14 protein-coding genes are annotated in these 18,747 nt (G+C 65.9%); 9 read left to right on the plus strand and 5 right to left on the minus strand.

Going from position 1 to position 18,747, the window contains the following annotated elements; genetic code table 11:
• A partial coding sequence (locus tag A5791_RS14800) for an AMP-binding protein (protein ID WP_156661320.1) occupies positions 1 to 1,999 on the minus strand: 1,999 nt, incomplete at its 3' end.
• A 203-nt stretch (positions 2,000 to 2,202) separates the two neighbouring features.
• Positions 2,203 to 3,543, minus strand: a complete 1,341-nt coding sequence (gabT, locus tag A5791_RS14805) for a 4-aminobutyrate--2-oxoglutarate transaminase (RefSeq protein ID WP_067237977.1) — start codon at positions 3,541 to 3,543, stop codon at positions 2,203 to 2,205.
• A gap of 175 nt (positions 3,544 to 3,718) precedes the next feature.
• Here gabT and yajC point away from each other — a divergent pair, with 175 nt between their 5' ends.
• The 6 genes from yajC (at position 3,719) to A5791_RS14835 (ending at position 12,282) form a co-directional block, all read left to right on the plus strand.
• The gene (gene yajC, locus A5791_RS14810) at positions 3,719 to 4,102 is read left to right on the plus strand and encodes a preprotein translocase subunit YajC (RefSeq protein ID WP_067237980.1); all 384 of its coding nucleotides are present in this window, start codon (positions 3,719 to 3,721) and stop codon (positions 4,100 to 4,102) included.
• 112 nt (positions 4,103 to 4,214) lie between these two features.
• On the plus strand, positions 4,215 to 6,041 hold the full coding sequence (gene secD / locus A5791_RS14815; RefSeq protein WP_067237982.1) for a protein translocase subunit SecD: 1,827 nt from the start codon (positions 4,215 to 4,217) through the stop codon (positions 6,039 to 6,041).
• 3 nt (positions 6,042 to 6,044) lie between these two features.
• Positions 6,045 to 7,526 (plus strand): protein translocase subunit SecF, encoded by a 1,482-nt coding sequence (gene secF / locus A5791_RS14820; RefSeq protein WP_082966935.1) that lies wholly within the window; start codon positions 6,045 to 6,047, stop codon positions 7,524 to 7,526.
• 15 nt (positions 7,527 to 7,541) lie between these two features.
• Entirely contained in the window at positions 7,542 to 9,182 is a 1,641-nt protein-coding gene (locus A5791_RS14825; RefSeq protein WP_067238000.1) for an ABC transporter substrate-binding protein, read from the plus strand.
• 7 nt (positions 9,183 to 9,189) lie between these two features.
• Positions 9,190 to 9,729: an adenine phosphoribosyltransferase gene (locus tag A5791_RS14830; protein WP_197504697.1), complete on the plus strand. Its 540-nt coding sequence runs from the start codon at positions 9,190 to 9,192 to the stop codon at positions 9,727 to 9,729.
• A gap of 153 nt (positions 9,730 to 9,882) precedes the next feature.
• Positions 9,883 to 12,282, plus strand: coding sequence for a bifunctional (p)ppGpp synthetase/guanosine-3',5'-bis(diphosphate) 3'-pyrophosphohydrolase (locus A5791_RS14835; RefSeq protein WP_067237985.1), 2,400 nt, complete (start codon positions 9,883 to 9,885; stop codon positions 12,280 to 12,282).
• A gap of 106 nt (positions 12,283 to 12,388) precedes the next feature.
• Here the strand turns inward: A5791_RS14835 and A5791_RS14840 are convergent, their stop codons facing one another.
• Both A5791_RS14840 and A5791_RS14845 read right to left on the minus strand, forming a co-directional pair.
• Positions 12,389 to 14,095, minus strand: a complete 1,707-nt coding sequence (locus A5791_RS14840) for a protein kinase (RefSeq protein WP_067237988.1) — start codon at positions 14,093 to 14,095, stop codon at positions 12,389 to 12,391.
• 65 nt (positions 14,096 to 14,160) lie between these two features.
• Positions 14,161 to 15,033: a peptidylprolyl isomerase gene (locus A5791_RS14845; RefSeq protein WP_067237991.1), complete on the minus strand. Its 873-nt coding sequence runs from the start codon at positions 15,031 to 15,033 to the stop codon at positions 14,161 to 14,163.
• Between the two features lie 73 nt (positions 15,034 to 15,106).
• On the opposite strand from A5791_RS14845, the gene A5791_RS14850 reads away from it, so the two are divergent.
• The 3 genes from A5791_RS14850 (at position 15,107) to A5791_RS14860 (ending at position 17,837) form a co-directional block, all read left to right on the plus strand.
• On the plus strand, positions 15,107 to 15,775 hold the full coding sequence (locus tag A5791_RS14850) for an MBL fold metallo-hydrolase (protein ID WP_067238007.1): 669 nt from the start codon (positions 15,107 to 15,109) through the stop codon (positions 15,773 to 15,775).
• 3 nt (positions 15,776 to 15,778) lie between these two features.
• Entirely contained in the window at positions 15,779 to 17,044 is a 1,266-nt protein-coding gene (gene hisS, locus A5791_RS14855; RefSeq protein WP_067237993.1) for a histidine--tRNA ligase, read from the plus strand.
• Between the two features lie 208 nt (positions 17,045 to 17,252).
• A complete protein-coding gene (locus tag A5791_RS14860) occupies positions 17,253 to 17,837 on the plus strand; it encodes a hypothetical protein (protein ID WP_156661322.1) in 585 nt (194 codons plus the stop codon).
• 46 nt (positions 17,838 to 17,883) lie between these two features.
• Here the strand turns inward: A5791_RS14860 and A5791_RS14865 are convergent, their stop codons facing one another.
• The gene (locus A5791_RS14865; RefSeq protein ID WP_067237997.1) at positions 17,884 to 18,321 is read right to left on the minus strand and encodes a VOC family protein; all 438 of its coding nucleotides are present in this window, start codon (positions 18,319 to 18,321) and stop codon (positions 17,884 to 17,886) included.
• Positions 18,322 to 18,747: the final 426 nt, after the last annotated feature.

Below are 18,747 nucleotides of genomic sequence, written 5' to 3' on the forward strand. Positions count from 1 at the left end.
GCGCATCCGGCGACAAATCGGTGGCGGCGCTGCCCAGCAGGGCGCCGGCGGCCCGGATCACCGTGTCCAGCACCGGCGCGCCAGCACCGCTGCGACGCAGCTCGCTCAACTCATTGGCCTGGCCTTCGGCCAGCTCGGCGTACAACTGCTCCAGCCGCTCGCCGTAGTGCTGCTTGAGCTTCGGCCACGCCAGCTTGCGGATCCCGGTCAGCAGACCATTCTCCAGCGTGAACGGCGTGGTCTCGATGATGAAGTCGCGCGGCACTTCGTACGACTGCAGCCCGGCCTCTCTGGCGACGTCCTGCAGCGACTCGGCGATCGCTTGCTTCGACGCGTTCTCGTCGGTCGGCACCACAACGGCCAACAAGTACGGGTGCGCGCTGTTGCCGTAGACGTAGATCTGGCGGACCAGCGGGCTGTTGCCGAAAACCGCCTCCAGCTTCGCGACGGTGACGAACTCGCCCTGCGCGAGCTTCAGCACGTTGTTGCGGCGGTCCACGTACACCAGCCGGCCGGGAGCGACCTCGGCGACGACGTCCCCGGTCCGGTAGTAGCCGTCTTCGTCGAACACGCCCGCGGTGACCTCGGGCCGCTTGTAGTAGCCGGGGAACATGTTTTCCGTCTTGAGCAGCAGCTCGCCGCGTGGGTGCGGCCGGTCGGTGGCGAAGTAGCCCAGGTCCGGAACGTCGGCCAGCTTGTAGTCGATCACCGGCGGACTTTGCACCGCGCCGTCGAACAAGACCATCCCGGCCTCGGTGGAGCCGTAGCCGTCCAGCAGATGCATCTCGAGCAGGGATTCGACCCACGCCTTCAGGTCGGGCGACGTGGGCGCCGAGCCGGTCATCGCGAAGATGAACCGGCCGCCCAAAAGGTACTGGCGTTGCTCGTCCAGGACCTCGGCTTCGGCGGCCGCGCGGTCGTATCCCTCGGCCACCCGGCGCTCGACTTGGCGCTGGTATTCGCCGTACAGCGTCTCCCAGATGCGGGGCACGAAGTTCAGCTCGGTGGGCCGCACCAGCTCCAGGTCCTCCAGCAGCGTCGACAGGTCGCTCTTTGCCGCGAAGTACGCCGTGCCGCCGTTGCCCAGCGTGCCGTAGAGGATGCCGCGTCCCATGACGTGGCTCATCGGCATGAAGTTCAGCGTGATCGACGCGGCGGTTTCGCCGAACCAGTTCCTGCTCGACCGGCACCACATCTTGCCGACATTGCTCTGCGGATACATCGCACCCTTGGGCGCGCCGGTGCTGCCGGAGGTGTAGATCAGCAGCGCCAACGGGTCGCCGTCGGGAACCGCGACCGGCTCAGAAACCGCCGGCAGCCGCTTCCCGCGGTCGAGCACCTCGGCCAGGGTTTCGACGCTCACGCCGGTGTCCGCCAGGCGTGCCCGGGCGGCATCGATGGCCTCGCGCTGGTCGTCGACCTCGGAGTAGTGGTCGAACACCAGGAGCTTGGCCGGCGCGGGCCCGGTGCGGATCAGCTCGACGGCGTCGGGCAGCTGGTTCACGCTCGCGGCGATGATTCGGGGCTCGGTCTCGGCGACAATCGGCTGCAGCTGCGCGAGGGCCGCACTGGTCTGCAGCGGAACGGACACGGCGCCGGTCTTGGCCAGTGCCACGTCGATGGTGGTGAAGTCGACGCTGTTGAAGCCCAGCACGGCGACGCAGTCGCCGGCGCGCATGCCGTCATCGGTCAGGGCGCGCGCCAGGGCACCGACTCGCTCGTCCAGCTCGCGGTAGGTGAGGGTCTCGAAGCGGGGGAGCACCTCCAAAACGGTGCGTCCGGTCTTCGGGTCCTTGACGAACTCCACCACGCGCTGGCCCAGGGCCGGGCGGTCGGCGTAACCCTCCAGCACGGTCTGGATGATCTGCGGCAGTCTCAGCCCGGGCTGCTGTGCGGCCGCGGCGACCGCGGGGTCGGGTCTGGCTGCGGCGAACTGCGGGTCGTTGGCGGTCAGGTCTTCAACGCGGCGCTCGAGCCGCTCGTCAGTAGTAGTCGACATGGCAGTTCCTAGCGATTGCTGAGAAATCGGAGTGCGTGCGCCACGCTGCGCTGACGAAATAGAACGTTACTCAAGCTAATGGTATTCCTCGATAGTGGGACCCTGCCAATCGCCTGTGAAATCGGCCACCGGCGACTTCGCCGAACGTGTTACCAGGGCGGGAAACTGGCGAAAACTCGCCCTGAGAACACGCTCGGCGCAGTTCAGAGGTCGGCGAGCAGCCCGGCCATGATGTCGAGGCCCTCGGTCAGTAGCTCGTCGCTGATGATCAGCGGTGGCAGCAGCCGGATGACGTTGCCGAACATGCCGCACGTCAAGACGATGACGCCGGCGGCGTGGGTTGCGGTGGCCAGTTTCAAGGTCAATTCCGGGTCGGGGTCGGCGGTTCCGGACTTCACCAACTCGATGGCGATCATCGCGCCGCGACCGCGCACGTCACCAATCCGGTCATCGGCGGCCTGCAGACGTGTCAGCCGGTCCATCATCAGCCGTTCGATCTCCTGAGCACGCTCGACCAGGCCGTCGCGTTCGATGGTCTCGATGGTGGCCAGGGCCGCCGCGCAGCACACGGGGTTGCCGCCGAAGGTGCCCCCCAGGCCACTGGGGTGCGGGGCGTCCATGATCTCGGCCCGGCCGGTCACCGCCGACAGCGGCAACCCGTCGGCGATTCCCTTGGCGATGACAATCAGGTCGGGCTCGATCCCTTCGTGCTCGCAGGCGAACATCGCGCCGCTGCGCGCCAGCCCCGTCTGCACCTCGTCGGCGACGAACACCACATTGTTGTTGCGGCACCAGTCGAGCAGGGCGGGCAGGAAGCCCTCGGCCGGAACGATGAAGCCGCCCTCGCCCTGTATCGGCTCGATGATGACCGCGGCCAGATTGTCGGCGCCCACCTGCTTTTCGATGAAACTGATGGTCCGGGCGGCGGCCAGTTCGCCGTCGGTGGCCAGCTCCTTGTCGAGCAGGCCGTCCCGGTACGGGTAGGACAGCGGGGCCCGGTAGATCTCCGGTGCGAACGGGCCGAACCCGCTCTTGTAGGGCATGGACTTGGCGGTCAGCGCCATCGCCAGGTTGGTGCGGCCGTGATAGGCGTGGTCGAACGCCACCACCGCAGTCTTGTGGGTATAGGCACGGGCGGCCTTGATGGCGTTCTCGACCGCCTCGGCCCCAGAGTTGAACAGCACCGAACGCTTCTCGCCGCTGCCCGGAGTGATCCGGTTGAGCTCCTCGGCGACGGCAATGTATTCCTCGTAGGGCGTCACCATGAAGCAGGTGTGGGTGAACTCTGCGACCTGTTCGCGGACCGCGTCCACCACCCGGGGCGCGGAATTGCCGATCGTGGTCACGGCGATACCCGAGCCCAGATCGATCAACCGGTTGCCGTCGACGTCTTCGAGGATGCCGCCGGCAGCGCGGGCCACGAACACCGGCATGGTGACCCCCACGCCGTGCGACACCGCCGCCACTCGGCGTTTGGTCAGTTCCAGCGATGCGGGACCGGGGATTTCGGTGACCAGATGGCGAGTCTGCTCAAGGCTGGCCACTAAATCCTCCTTACCGCGGGCACGCCCGCTGCCTGCAAAGAAAACGCACACAAAGCCTAGCCGTTGGGCAGGGTTCCCGGCGGTCCGCAGCGGGCGATCGAGGGCTCGCCGCTGCGCCTGCCAGACTGGACAGGCACACTGGACGGTTGACGAGGTACCGAAAGATAGGCCCCAGATGAATAGCTTGGTTTTGTTCCTCCCGTTCCTGCTCATCATGGGCGGGTTCATGTGGTTCGCGGCGCGCCGCCAGAAGCGCGCGATGCAAGCCACGATCGACTTGCACGACTCTTTGCAGCCCGGGGACCGGGTGCACACCACGTCGGGCCTGGAAGCCACCGTCACCGCGATCACCGACGACACCGTTGACCTCGAAATCGCGCCCGGAGTGGTGACCACCTGGATGAAGCTGGCCGTGCGCGACCGGATCCTGCCGGACGAACCCGATTTCGATGACGCAGACGATCTGGGCGGCGTAGCGGAGGCAGCCGAGAACCCGGCCGACGGCCCCAGTGAGCCTGAAGCGGCGACAACCGAGAGCCGTGCTAGCAAGGAATCCTGACCCAGGGACTCGCCGATAAGGCGCTTGCCCGAAGGGCTAGTGAACGCGACACGTAGTCTTTCCGGAGGCTCTGTCGTGGGCAGTAACTGATTCGCAAGGAGATTCAAGGAACGTGGCATCGTCTTCGGCGCCGGTGCACCCTGCCCGCTACCTGTCGGTGTTCCTGATCATGCTCGTCTTGGTCTACCTGCTGGTGTTTCTCACCGGAAACAAGAAGGCCGCCCCGAAGCTCGGTATCGACCTGCAGGGCGGTACCCGCGTCACACTGACCGCACGCACGCCGGACGGCTCCCGCCCCAGCCGTGAGTCGCTGGCACAGGCGCAGCAGATCATCAGCGCGCGAGTCAACGGGCTTGGCGTCTCCGGTTCCGAGGTCGTCGTCGACGGCGACAACCTGATCATCACGGTGCCCGGCACCAACGGCAACGAGGCTCGCAACCTGGGACAGACCGCGCGCCTGTACATCCGGCCGGTTACCCAGGCCGTTCCGGTGCAGCCCAAGGAACCGCCGAAGCCCAAGCCTGTTAGCCCGGTGCCCGGTGGTCAGCCGCCGCCGGGCGAGCAGCCCCCGCGCGGGCAACCCGGCGGCCAACCCGCGCCGACCGGTGCTCCCGCACCAGCGCCTGCGCCGGCGCCGCAACCGCGGCCCTATCCGCAAGACCCCACGCCGCCGCCCAGCCCGAACCCAGCACCGGCATCGAGCCCCGCCCCGGCGCCTGGTTCCCCGACTCCGGCGCCCACCGGCGGAGCACCGGCGACGGCGGAGCCGCCACCGGGTCAGGCGCCCGGTGAGGCGCCCGCGCCGCCTGATCCCCGTAAGGAACTCGCCGAGCGCATCCAGCAGATGAAGGAATTCAGGCAGAGCAGCAACCCGTACATACAGATGGTTGCCATGCGATACGTGGCCGCCCACTGCGGCAACGACGACATCCTGGCCGGCAACGACGATCCGAAGCAGCCGCTGGTGACGTGTTCGACCGACCACAAACAGGTGTATCTGCTGGCCCCGTCGATCATCAGCGGCGATCAGATCCAGGATGCGAGCTCGAGCATGAACCAGCGCGGCCTGGGCTACGTCGTCGATCTGCAATTCAAGCCCGCCGCAGCGGCTACCTGGGCTGACTTCACCACCAAGAACGTCGGCACGCAGACCGCGTTCACCCTGGACTCCCAGGTCGTCAGCGCGCCGGTGATCCAGGAGGCGATCCCCGGCGGACGGACCCAGATCAACGGTGGTGATCCGCCGTTCACCGCCTCGACGGCGAAGCAACTGGCCAACGTGCTGAAATACGGGTCGCTGCCGCTGTCCTTCGAGGCGTCGGAAGCCCAAACCGTATCGGCCACACTGGGATTGACGTCCCTGCGGGCAGGCCTGATCGCAGGCGGCATCGGTTTGATCCTGGTGCTGTTGTACTCGTTGGCGTATTACCGGGTGCTCGGTCTGCTCACGGCCCTGTCGCTGATAGCTTCCGGCGCAATGGTTTTCGCAATCCTGGTGCTGCTGGGCCGGTATATCAACTACACCCTGGACCTGGCCGGCATAGCGGGTCTTATCATCGGTATCGGCACCACAGCGGACTCATTCGTCGTCTTCTTCGAACGCATCAAAGACGAAATCCGCGAAGGCCGTTCGTTCCGGTCGGCGGTTCCCCGCGGTTGGACGCGGGCGCGCAAGACCATCGTGTCGGGCAACGCCGTCACCTTCCTTGCCGCCGCGGTGCTGTACTTCCTGGCGATCGGCGAAGTGAAGGGATTCGCCTTCACCCTGGGTCTGACCACGATCCTCGACCTGGTGGTGGTTTTCTTGGTGACCTGGCCGCTGGTGTACCTGGCCTCAAAGTCGTCGACGCTGTCGAAACCGGCGTACAACGGCCTGGGCGCAGTGCAGCAAGTTGCCCGCGAACGCCGGGCTTCCGGCCGATCGACCGAACGGGTGTGACGGATGGCAGCTGACCCGAACAAGAAAGCAACCGGCGCGTCGCCAGAAAAGGCCACCCAGGAGGCTGCTACACCAGCCGAGCAACCGGTCAAGAAACCGGCCGCGAAGAAACCCGCCGGCAAGAAACCCGCCGCGAAAAAGGCCACATCGAAGCCCTCCGACCCCGACCAAACCGTCGTCGCGCCGGTCGAAATCACCGAATCCACCGCAGTCGTCCCCGAATCGACTTCCGCCCAAGCAGCCACTCAGCCGCCACACCACAGCCTGCTGTCGCGGCTTTACACGGGAACCGGCGCTTTCGAGGTCGTCGGGCGGCGCCGGCTCTGGTACGGCGTCAGCGGTGCGATCGTCGCTGTCGCCATCGTCAGCATCTTGCTGCGCGGCTTCACGTTCGGGATCGATTTCAACGGCGGCACCAAGGTGTCAATGCCCGTCGCGGGTGGGTCCGGCACCATCCAGACCACCCAGGTGCAGGATGTCTTCCGGAAGACGATCGGCCGTGACGCCGAATCGGTCGTCATCGTCGGCAGCGGCTCGTCCGCGACCGTCCAAATCCGTTCGGAGACCCTGTCCAACGACCAGACGGCGAAGCTGAAAACCGCGTTGTTCGACAGGTTCCAGCCCAAGGGCGCCGACGGGAAGCCCAGCAAGCAGGCAATCAGCGACTCGGCCGTGTCGGAGACCTGGGGCGGTCAGATCACCAAAAAGGCGCTGATCGCGCTGGTCGTGTTCCTGGCGCTGGTCAGCGTCTACATCACCGTGCGCTACGAGCGCTACATGGCGATCTCCGCGCTGACGACCATGCTCTTCGACCTGACCGTCACCGCCGGCGTGTACTCACTGGTGGGATTCGAGGTCAGCCCGGCCACGGTCATCGGCCTGCTGACAATCCTCGGCTTCTCGCTCTACGACACCGTCATCGTGTTCGACAAGGTCGAGGAGAACACCCACGGATTCCAGCACACCACCCGGCGCACCTTCGCCGAGCAGGCCAACCTGGCGATCAACCAGACGTTCATGCGGTCCATCAACACCAGCCTGATCTCGGTCTTGCCGATCCTGGCGCTGATGGTGGTCGCGGTATGGCTGCTGGGCGTGGGCACGCTGAAGGACCTGGCGCTGGTGCAGCTGGTCGGCATCCTGGTGGGCACCTACTCGTCGATCTTCTTCGCCACCCCGCTGCTGGTCACCCTTCGTGAACGAACCGAACTGGTCCGCACCCACAGCCGCCGGGTCGCCCGACGGCGAGGCCCTGGTTCGTCGACCGCCAGCACCGAACCGCCGGACCAAACCGACACCGATAAAACGGAGCAGCAGACAAAACCCGCTGCCGATGACGACGCAGCGGAGGAGACCAGCGAGATGGTCACCCAGCCCGCCGCCACCAAGGCCGCGGCATCGAACAAGCCGGCGCCTGGGGCGCGGCCGGTGCGGCCCACCGGTACCCGGCGTCCGACCGGCAAGCGAAACGCTGGCCGGCGTTAGGCAGGGCTAGTGGCGATGGCCGGTTACCGGTGGACACTCGTTGGTCTGACGGCGACGCTGACGGCAGCTTTCACGATGACCGCGTGTTCCGGCGGCGCTGCCGGCCACATCGACTACGTGGTCGACGGCTCGCTGATCACCTACAACACCAACACCGTCGTCGGTGGCGCCTCGGCCGGCGCACAGGCATTCGCCCGCACGCTCACCGGCTTCAGTTATCACGGCCCCGACGGACAGGTCGTTGCCGACCACGATTTCGGTACCGTCTCGGTCGTGGGGGGCGCGCCGCTGGTGCTCGACTATCAGATCGCCGACAACGCCGTCTACTCCGACGGCAAGCCGGTGACCTGCGACGACATGGTGCTCACCTGGGCGGCTCAATCCGGCAAGTTCCCCGCCTTCGAAGCCGCCAGCCAGGCCGGCTACGTCGACATCGCCAACATCGAGTGCATTCCCGGGCAGAAGAAGGCCCGAGTGTCGTTCATCCCGGACCGCAGCGTGGTCGACTACGCGCAGCTGTTCACCGCGACCGCGATGATGCCGTCGCACGTCATCGCCGATCAACTGAAGATCGACGTGACGGCGGCGCTGCTGGGCAACAAAATTCAGCTGGTCAACGAGATCGCCAAGCTGTGGAACACCATCTGGGACCTCAAGCCCGGTGTCGACCTCAAGCGTTTCCCGTCGTCGGGCCCGTACAAGATCGAATCCGTCCTGGACGCAGGCACCGTGGTGCTCACTGCCAACGATCGCTGGTGGGGCCCCAAGGCGGTCACCAAGCGGATCACCGTGCGATCGCAGGGAGCCGACATCCAGGACCGGGTCAACCACCGGAATGTGGACGTGGTCGACGTCGCGGCCGGTTCGTCGGGATCGCTGGCCACCCCGGACAACTACGAGCGCACCGATTCACCCGCGGCCGGCATCGAGCAGCTGATCTTCGCGCTGCAGGGACCGCTTGCGCTGGCTCGTGAGCGCCGCGCACTGGCGCTGTGCACTCCGCGCGACGTGATCGCCAGGGACGCAGGGGTGCCGATCGCCAACTCGCGGTTGGCCCCGGTAACCGACGACGCCATCAGCCAGGCCGACGGGGCCGCGCAGGCCGGCCAATTCAGCAAGGCCGATCCGGTCGCCGCTCGCAATGCCCTTAATGGTGCGCCGCTGACGGTGCGGATCGGCTATCAGGGGCCCAACGCGCGGTTGGCGGCCTCGGTCGGCGCGATCGTCAAATCCTGTGCCGCCGCTGGCATCACCGTCACCGGGGTCACCGTCGACTCCCCGGGCCCGCAGGCCCTGCGGGACGGGAAGATCGACGTGCTGCTGGCCAGCACCGGCGGAGCCACCGGCAGCGGATCCAGCGGATCTTCGGCGATCGACGCCTACACCCTGCACAGCGGCAACGGCAACAACCTGTCCGGCTATGCCAACCCCCAGATCGACGGCAACATCAACGCGCTGGCGGTGTCCGCTGACCCGGCCGAGCGGGTCAGGCTGTTGACCGAGAGCGCGCCGATACTGTGGGGCGACATGCCGACGTTGCCGCTGTACCGTCAGCAGCGCACGCTGTTGATGTCGAAGAAGATGTATGCGGTGAGCAAGAACCCGACCCGCTGGGGTGCCGGCTGGAACATGGACCGATGGGCCCTGATGCAGTGAGGGTGCGGTGACGGGTGTTCCGGTGGTTCCAGTTGCGCAGGTCATCGCCTCGCTGACCCGCGACGTCGCGGACTTTCCGCAGCCTGGCGTGCAGTTCAAGGACCTCACCCCACTGTTCGTCGACCGGGACGGCATGGCCGCGGTGACCGACGCGCTGGCCGCCATCGCATCCGAAGCCGACTTGGTGGCCGGCATCGAATCCCGGGGGTCACTGGTGGCGGCGGCCACCGCCGCCCGGCTGGGCACCGGTGTGCTTTCCATCCGTAAAAGCGGCAAGCTGCCGCCGCCGGTGCTCAGCGAGCACTACACCAGGGAGTACGGCGACGCCGCGATGGAGATCCCCGCCGACGGCCTCGACCTGCAGGGCCGCACCATCGTGATCATCGACGACGTGTTGGCTACCGGCGGCACTTTGGGCGCGGCGCGGCGGTTGCTCGAGCGCATCGGGATGAACGTGCTCGGGGCCGCGGTGCTTGTCGAACTTTCAGCGCTGGGTGGCCGGGAGGCGCTCGCGCCCATGCGCGTGCACAGCTTGAGTATCGCCTAGGCGGCGCGTCTGAGCGTCACCGCCGAGATCGACGCTGGCGCGGCATCTACTCGGACTTTTCAACGCTTCCGTCGATCTCGGATACTCGAGTGGCGCGGGGCCATGAGGTTCAGCGATATCCTCGAAGGGCGAAGCGACTTTCGGAGGTTTGACGTGGCGGACGATCAGAGCACGGCGCAAGCCGTTGCTGCGCCGCCCGCGGAACCTGCCGACGAAGCGGTTGTGGAGCCCGTCACCGAAACGCCCGAAACACCCGAAACGCCCGAGCCGCCGGTAGAGACGCTCAAAACCACCAGCAGCGCGTCCCGGCGCGTACGGGCCCGGCTGGCCCGGCGGATGACGGCACGCAGCGGCGCCATCAATCCCGTCCTCGAGCCGCTGGTGGCGGTGCACCGGGAGATCTACCCCAAGGCCAACCTGTCGCTGCTGCAGCGGGCGTTCGAGGTCGCCGACCAGCGACACGCCACCCAGTTGCGCCATTCCGGCGATCCCTACATCACCCACCCCCTGGCCGTCGCCAACATCCTGGCCGAGTTGGGCATGGACACCACCACACTGGTCGCCGCGCTGTTGCACGACACCGTCGAGGACACCGGGTACACGCTCGAGGCTTTGAGCGAGGAATTCGGCGAAGAGGTGGGCCATCTCGTCGACGGCGTGACCAAGCTGGATCGCGTCGTGCTGGGCAGCGCCGCCGAGGGCGAGACCATCCGCAAGATGATCACCGCGATGGCCCGCGATCCGCGGGTGCTGGTGATCAAGGTGGCCGACCGGCTGCACAACATGCGCACCATGCGCTTCCTGCCGCCGGAGAAGCAGGCGCGCAAGGCCCGCGAGACGCTGGAAGTCATTGCGCCCCTGGCTCATCGGCTGGGTATGGCCAGCGTCAAGTGGGAGCTGGAGGATCTGTCGTTCGCGATCCTGCATCCCAAGAAGTACGAGGAGATCGTGCGGCTCGTCGCCGGGCGCGCCCCGTCCCGCGACACCTACCTGACCAAGGTGCGCACCGAGATCGTCAACACCCTCAACGCATCGAAGATCAAGGCGACGGTGGAGGGGCGTCCGAAGCACTACTGGTCGATCTATCAGAAGATGATCGTCAAGGGCCGCGACTTCGACGACATTCACGACCTGGTCGGCATCCGCATTCTGTGCGACGAGATCCGGGACTGTTATGCCGCTGTGGGCGTGGTGCATTCGCTGTGGCAGCCGATGGCCGGGCGGTTCAAGGACTACATCGCCCAGCCTCGATACGGGGTCTACCAGTCGCTGCACACCACTGTCGTCGGGCCGGAAGGCAAACCGCTGGAGGTGCAGATCCGCACCCGCGACATGCACCGCACCGCCGAATACGGCATCGCCGCGCACTGGCGTTACAAGGAAGCCAAGGGCCGCAACGGCGTTCCGCATCCCCATGCCGCCGCCGAGATCGACGACATGGCCTGGATGCGTCAGCTGCTCGACTGGCAGCGGGAGGCCGCCGACCCGGGTGAGTTCCTGGAGTCGTTGCGTTACGACCTTGCGGTGCAAGAGATTTTCGTGTTCACCCCCAAGGGTGACGTCATCACGCTGCCCAACGGGTCCACGCCGGTGGACTTCGCCTACGCCGTGCACACCGAGGTCGGACACCGCTGCATCGGCGCCAGGGTCAACGGCCGGCTGGTGGCGCTGGAACGCAAGCTGGAAAACGGGGAAGTCGTAGAGGTTTTCACGTCGAAGGCGCCCAATGCCGGGCCGTCGCGGGACTGGCAGCAGTTCGTGGTGTCGCCGCGGGCCAAGACGAAGATCCGGCAGTGGTTCGCCAAGGAGCGGCGCGAGGAGGCACTGGAGGCAGGTAAGGATGTCATGGCCCGCGAGGTACGGCGGGGCGGACTTCCCTTGCAGCGCTTGGTTAATGCCGAATCCATGGGGGCTGTCGCCCGGGAGCTGCACTACACCGACGTGTCGGCGCTCTACACCGCGATAGGCGAAGGACACGTGTCGGCCCGGCACGTCGCGCAGCGGCTGCTGGCCGAGCTCGGCGGCATCGACCAGGCCGAAGAGGAACTGGCCGAGCGGTCCACGCCGGCGACCATGCTGCGCCGCCCGCGCAGCAACGAAGACGTGGGAGTTTCGGTGCCCGGGGCACCGGGCGTGCTGACCAAGCTTGCCAAGTGCTGCACGCCGGTGCCCGGCGACCAGATCATGGGCTTCGTCACGCGTGGCGGGGGTGTCAGCGTGCACCGCACCGATTGCACCAACGCCGCGTCGTTGCAGCAGCAGGCCGAACGGATCATCGAGGTGCTCTGGGCGCCGTCGCCGTCGTCGGTGTTCCTGGTGGCGATTCAGGTGGAGGCGCTCGACCGCCACCGCTTGCTCTCCGACGTGACCCGCGTGCTGGCCGACGAGAAGGTGAACATCCTGTCCGCCTCGGTGACCACTTCCGGTGACCGGGTGGCGATCAGCCGGTTCACCTTCGAGATGGGCGACCCCAAGCACCTCGGGCATCTGCTCAACGTCGTCCGAAACGTGGAAGGCGTCTACGACGTTTACCGGGTCACGTCGGCGGCCTAATTGGCATCGAGTCTGCACTGACGGCACCGAGACTGCACTCAGGGCGCCCAATGAGGCGCTTGGCATAGCCCTCAGCGCAGGCTCGGTAGCCTTCGAAACTCGGTCGTCATTCCATGCGCACCGACTTGATCTTCACCGGGGTGACCGCGATTCCGTCCTCACGGCCCCCCACGACGCCGGCCTTGGCGACATTGTCGATCGTCGTCAGGCCCGTCGGGTCGATTCTGCCGAAAACCGTGTACTGCGGCGGTAACTGGGAGTCGCGATAGACCAGGAAGAACTGGCTGCCGTTGGTGTTCGGCTCGGTGTTCCACATCGCCAGCGTCCCACGGGGATACAGCACCGGCTGGTGCAGCGCCGGATCGCCGGATTCGTACTGGTTGGTGGGATATTCGTCGTTGAAGTGGTAGCCGGGGCCACCGGTGCCGTCGCTGTTGGGGGCGCCGCATTGCAGCGTGCCGAGGGTCGGCGAGGTGGTCAGTCGCAGGCACTGCGTGCCGTCGAAGAACCCTTGCTGCGCCAAGCTGAGGAAGCTGTTCACCGTACACGGCGACTTTCCGTTGTCGAGACTCAAGCTGATGTCGCCCTGGTCGGTCACCATGTTGACGTTGACCTCGACCGGGGTGGTGGGCACTTTGCCTGACCGCGGCGGCTTGGCCGGCTTGCTGTCCGGGCTGGGTGCCGGCGGGTACTGGCAGTTTGCACCCAGATCACTGGGAGGGTTGAACGGCGGCAACGGCGGCACGCGCGACGCCGGTGCGGTCGAACCGGCTGTAGCCGTCGACGTCGACGATCCCGTGCTGGGTGCGGCATTGTCGTGGTGCGTCGTGAGGGCAGCGACCAGCGCCACCACCGCGACCACCACAACGCTCGGCCCGGCGACCAGGCCGGTGATCACGAGCGCGGATCGACGCTTCGCTGCCACAGCCGCATCGGGCCTCGGCGGGGTGCGCCGGCCGGGCGTTCGCGGTGCCGGCCCGCTGGGCATGGGTGCGCTGTCCAGTGCCGCTCTTGCCGCGTGGGCGAGTTCCGGAGCGCTCTGGTACCGCTGGGCGGGGTTCTTGGCCATGCCGCGGGCGATCACCTCGTCGAACGCCGGCGGTATGCCCGGCGCCATGGTCGACGGCCGGGGCGGCGGGGTGTCCAGGTGACCACGGAGCTGGTCTTCGATGGTGCTGCCCGGATAGGGACGGCGTCCGGTCAGGCACTCGTAAAGCACGCAGGCCAGCGAATACACGTCGGCGCGCAGATCCGTTGTGCCCCAGAAGCGTTCCGGGGCCATGTAATCCAGGGTCCCCATCGTCTCGCCGCTGTGCGTGAGCGCGGTGTCGGTTGCGGTGCGCGCGATCCCGAAGTCGATGAGGTAGACGAAATCGCGCGCAGCGGCGACCAGGATGTTCGACGGCTTGACGTCGCGGTGCACAAGGCCTGCGCGGTGGGCGCTATCCAGGGCACCCGCAACCTGTTCGACTACCGCGACGGCTTGCGACGGGCTTAGCCGCCCACCTTTCTCGGCGATGTAGGTGACCAGATCGCGGCCCTCGATCAACCGCATGTCGACATAGAGTTGGCCGTTGATCTCGCCGTAGCCATGGATGGGCACGATGTTGGGGTCGTTGAGGCTTGCGGCCGTGCGGGCCTCGCGCCGGAAGCGTTCCTGAAACTCGCGGTCCTCCGCCAAGTGCTGGGGGAGCACCTTGAGAGCCACTACCCGGCCGGTGGTGGTGTCATAAGCGCGGAACACCTGCCCCATACCGCCGTGGCCCAGCACTCCCTGCAATCGGTATCGCCCGAATGAGCCTGGCGTCGCCACTCAACGACCTTAAGCCGTCCGCCACGGCGGGCCGGTGTGGCCCGCTGGGTCGCAAATAAATGCGTCTAGTCGAGTTTGATCGACTTGATGACCACCTCGGTGGCCGGCGCTCCATCTTCACCGCCGTCGACGACACCGCCCTTGGCGATCTTGTCCAGGGTGGCCAGCCCGTCGTCCTGAATCTTTCCGAAGATGGTGTAGTCGGGCGGCAGCACCGAATCCCGGTACACCAGGAAGAACTGGCTGCCGTTGTCGTGCTGATCGCGGCTGTGCGCCATCGCAAGGGTGCCGCGCGGATAGAGCACGGGTTGCTTCACCTTGGGGTCGTCGGGCGGGTACTGGTTGGTCGGGTACTCGTTCTCGAACTGATAGCCCGGGCCGCCGGTGCCGTCGCCCTTCGGGTCGCCGCATTGCAGTACCGCCAGTGCGGGGGACGTGGTCAGCCGGTGGCATTTGGTGCCGTCGAAGTAGCCCTGACCGACCAGACTGGAGAAACTGTTGACAGTGCAAGGGGATTCGGCGCTGATCAGCAGCAGACCGATGTTGCCCTGGTTGGTCACCATGCTGACGCTCACCGGGTTCGGCTCGATGGGCAGCTTCCCCGTCTTCGGGAGCTTGACCGGTTTCGGGGCCTTGTCCTGCGATGGTGGGTATTGACAGTTGGCGCCCAGGTCGGCCGGCGCCTTGTTCGAGGGCAACGGCGGAGCCAGGGCCTTGCTCGGCGCCGCGCTGCTGGGCGCGGTCGAGGCGGTGTTGCTCTTGTGGTCTTTCTTGTTCACCACAACGACGACGACTATCGCGGCAATCACGGCTAAGGCTGCGACCGCGGCAGCACCGATCAACATGAGGCGGCGCCTCTTGGCTTGCTTGGCGCGGCGCTCCAGCTGCCGTTCGAGTTTGCGTTTGGCGGTCGCACGTCGCTGTTGGTTCGTCGGCACGGCCGATATCTTTCCACACCGTTTCGGGAAGGCCCGCTCCGTCGCCGCGGCCGAGGATGGGAAACTGGGAACCGTGTTGATCACCGGATTTCCCGCCGGGTGGCTGGCCTGCAACTGTTACGTGCTGGCCGAAAGGCCGGGAACGGACGCCGTCATCGTGGACCCCGGACAGCGGGCGATGGGCCAGTTGCGACGCATTTTCGACGAGAATCGGCTCACGCCGGCCGCGGTGCTGCTCACGCACGGGCACATCGACCACATGTGGTCCGCCCAGAAGGTCTCCGACACCTTCGGCTGCCCCACCTACATCCATCCCGAGGACCGGTTCATGCTGAGCGACCCCATCTACGGCTTCGGCCCCCGGATGGCGCAGCTTCTCGCCGGCGCGTTCTTCCGTGAGCCCAAACAGGTCGTCGAGCTGGACCGCGACGGCGACAAGATCGACTTGGGCACGGTATCTGTCAACGTCGACCACACCCCCGGACACACCCGTGGATCGGTGTGCTTCCGGGTCCTGCAGGCGGCCGAGACCGGCGCAGACGTCGTGTTCTCCGGCGACACCCTGTTCGAGGGCTCCATCGGTCGCACGGACCTGTTCGGCGGCAGCGGCCGCGACCTGTACAACTCCATCGTCAAAAAACTGTTGGTGCTCGACGACCAGACCGTGGTACTACCCGGGCATGGCAACGCCACCACCATCGGCGCCGAGCGCCGCCTCAACCCCTTCCTCGAAGGCCTGTAGCCGGTGACGCAAGCTTTCTCGGCACCGAAGGGAGTGCCGGACTACGTCCCGCCGGACTCGGCGCAGTTCGTCGCGGTGCGCGACGGCCTCCTGGATGCCGCACGACGGGCCGGTTACGGCCACATCGAACTGCCGATATTCGAAGACACCGCGCTGTTCGCCCGCGGCGTAGGCGAATCCACCGACGTCGTGTCCAAGGAGATGTACACCTTCGCCGACCGCGGCGACCGCTCGGTGACGTTGCGGCCGGAAGGCACCGCCGGAGTGGTGCGCGCCGTGATCGAGCAGGGGCTGGACCGCGGCACGCTGCCCGTGAAGCTGCGTTATTCGGGCCCGTTCTTCCGCTACGAGCGTCCGCAGGCCGGCCGCTACCGCCAGCTGCAGCAGGTCGGGGTCGAGGCGATCGGAGTCGACGACCCAGCACTGGACGCCGAAGTGATCGCCGTCGCCGACGACGGATTTCGGTCGTTGGGCCTCGACGGGTTCCGCTTGGAGATCACCTCGCTGGGCGACGACACATGCCGCCCACAATACCGAGAGTTGTTGCAGGAGTTCTTGTTCGGGCTTGAGCTCGATGAGGACACCCGGCGACGCGTCGAGATCAATCCGCTGCGGGTGCTCGACGACAAACGGCCCGAGGTGCGCGCGCTGACGGCCGATGCGCCGGTGCTGCTGGACCACCTTTCCGACGAGGCCAAGCAGCATTTCGACAGCGTGCTCGCTTACCTGGACGTCTTCGGGATCCCGTATGTGATCAACCCGCGCATGGTGCGCGGGCTGGACTATTACACCAAGACCACATTCGAGTTCGTGCACGACGGCCTGGGTGCGCAATCCGGCATCGGCGGTGGTGGCCGCTACGACGGGCTGATGCGTCAACTCGGCGGACAGGACTTGTCGGGCATCGGATTTGGAATCGGGGTCGACCGGACCCTGCTGGCCCTACGCGCCGAAGGAAAGAGCCCGGGGGAGGTGTCCCGGTGCGACGTGTTCGGTGTGCCGTTGAGCGACACGGCCAAGTTACGGTTGGCGGTGCTGGCGAGGCAGTTGCGTGGTTGCGGCGTCCGCGTCGACCTGGCCTACGGCGACCGCGGTCTCAAGGGCGCGATGCGTGCGGCGGACCGTTCCGGTGCCCGTATCGCGCTGGTCGCCGGAGACCGGGACCTCGAAGCCGGGACGGTCGGGGTGAAGGACCTCGCGACCGGCGATCAGGTTTCGGTGCCTATCGATTCGGTTGTCGCCGAAGTGCTTTCGCGGCTGGGAAGCTAGACGCTCCCGAATTCTGTTCTGTCACTTCGGTTTCAGCGGCTTGATGTCGGTTGGTCGGCATATTCCGACTTCGGGGGCCTGGTCACCGTGAAAGCCTCGGTGGGTGCTATCGAGGATCCTGCCGTGCGATCATGACGAAATGGCGTTCCCGTCACAGACACCTGGTCATCGGTACCAGAAGAAGAAGCTGGCAGCGCTACGCGTTCTCATGGTTATCGCCCTGCTCTGTGCATTCAGCGCCGGGGTAAACGTCACCTTCTACGGTCTTGAACGCGAGAAGGGTGCCGCATCCAGCGTCGTGTGGGTTGGTGTGGCCGTTATTTTGCTGAGCGTGCTCATTGCCGTCGGTTGGTGGATCAGAGCCATCGCGGGGGCCAAGAAGGACAGCGCACTTCGGCAGCGCGGCACCGTTGAGCTGCTGACGGTCGCATCGTCTTATGTTCCCGCGGAGGACGATTACTGGGAGCTAACGAGTGAGATGCAGATCCGCCTCGACAGTGGTCACACGTTGCGCGGGTCCTACTGCGCGACCGTCGAGGACTGGCGTTTGCGCAAACGGCGGCGTGCCTTCACACCTGACGGGGTGGAAATCATCCGGCCGCGGCCCTCGGATGGAATGCTCCCGCATTTCGACGAATGGTTTTGTGTCGGCGCGAGTATGCGGTGCCTATACAACCCGACGAATCCAGACAAAGTGCTTGTGTTCCCCTTTGCCGAGCGGGGTGACCGGATTCGGTACAACGAATTCATTGGTGCCGGATCAGATTATGTGTGGTTCTCCTCGGCGACCTGATGCCAACGCGGTGCTGAGCGGACAAGCGACTCAGAAGCGACGCCCGTCAGTTCTTCTTCAGTTCCTCGGCGAGCATCACGATGATGCCGCTGGGACCGCGGATGTACGTGAGTTTGTAAACGTCCTCATAGGTCGCCACGCCGCGAAGCGGATGGCAGCCGTGTCTTGCCGCTATCTCAAGTGCTTTGTCGATGTCGTCGACTGAGAAAGCGACGCGGTGCATGCCAATCTCGTTAGGACTGGTGGGCTTCGACTCGATCGCTTCGGGGTGGATGTACTCGAAGAGCTCGAGGCGACCGTATCCGTCTGGCGTCTGCAGCATCGCAATGTTGGCGTGATTGCCATCAAGGCCAACGGCAGTGTCGGTCCATTCGCCCCTGACCGTCTCACGGCCGATGACCGTGAGACCGAGGTCGGTGAAGAAGGCGATCGTTGCTTCGAGGTCGCGAACGGCGATGCCGACGTTCTCAAGTTTGATGCCCATGCCTGGGATGCTATCGAGCGGCCGCTGTTGAAGTTTGCATTGGCCGCCCATGGCAAATTCATCCGACCGTTGGCACGGCGTCTCGCCGCGAAGAACGTTGGGAGACAGCCGCTTTCGTGGCGAGTTAACTCGAACCCGCGATATGCAGGCAAACCCGGCAGTTTTCAGTCCCCAGCGGTACTGCTGAATTCGGTTGTGTCACTTGGTTTCAGTGGTTGCGGTTTTGTCCACAGTTGGGCGTTTATCCACAACGGTGGTTTTCGCGGGGGTTGGTGTCACCGGTTCGCCATAAGATTCGAACATGTTTTCGATTGAGGTGCCGGCGGAGGTAACCGCCAAGCTCGACGCCTTCACCACGGCGCTGGCCGGGATGGGCGAGCTGAACCTTGATCACCTGGCGCCCCCGGTGAGGTTGCATGTGCTCGA

It is taken from the genome of Mycobacterium sp. 852002-51163_SCH5372311 (assembly GCF_001667115.1).
Lineage (GTDB): Bacteria > Actinomycetota > Actinomycetes > Mycobacteriales > Mycobacteriaceae > Mycobacterium.

Bases quoted from the DNA above. Each gene is read 5' to 3' on its own strand.
- A5791_RS14825 (WP_067238000.1), top strand. From the start codon at position 7,542: ATGGCCGGTTACCGGTGGACACTCGTTGGTCTGACGGCGACGCTGACG.
- secF (WP_082966935.1), top strand. From the start codon at position 6,045: ATGGCAGCTGACCCGAACAAGAAAGCAACCGGCGCGTCGCCAGAAAAG.
- yajC (WP_067237980.1), top strand. From the start codon at position 3,719: ATGAATAGCTTGGTTTTGTTCCTCCCGTTCCTGCTCATCATGGGCGGG.
- A5791_RS14865 (WP_067237997.1), bottom strand. From the start codon at position 18,321: ATGGGCATCAAACTTGAGAACGTCGGCATCGCCGTTCGCGACCTCGAA.
- A5791_RS14860 (WP_156661322.1), top strand. From the start codon at position 17,253: ATGGTTATCGCCCTGCTCTGTGCATTCAGCGCCGGGGTAAACGTCACC.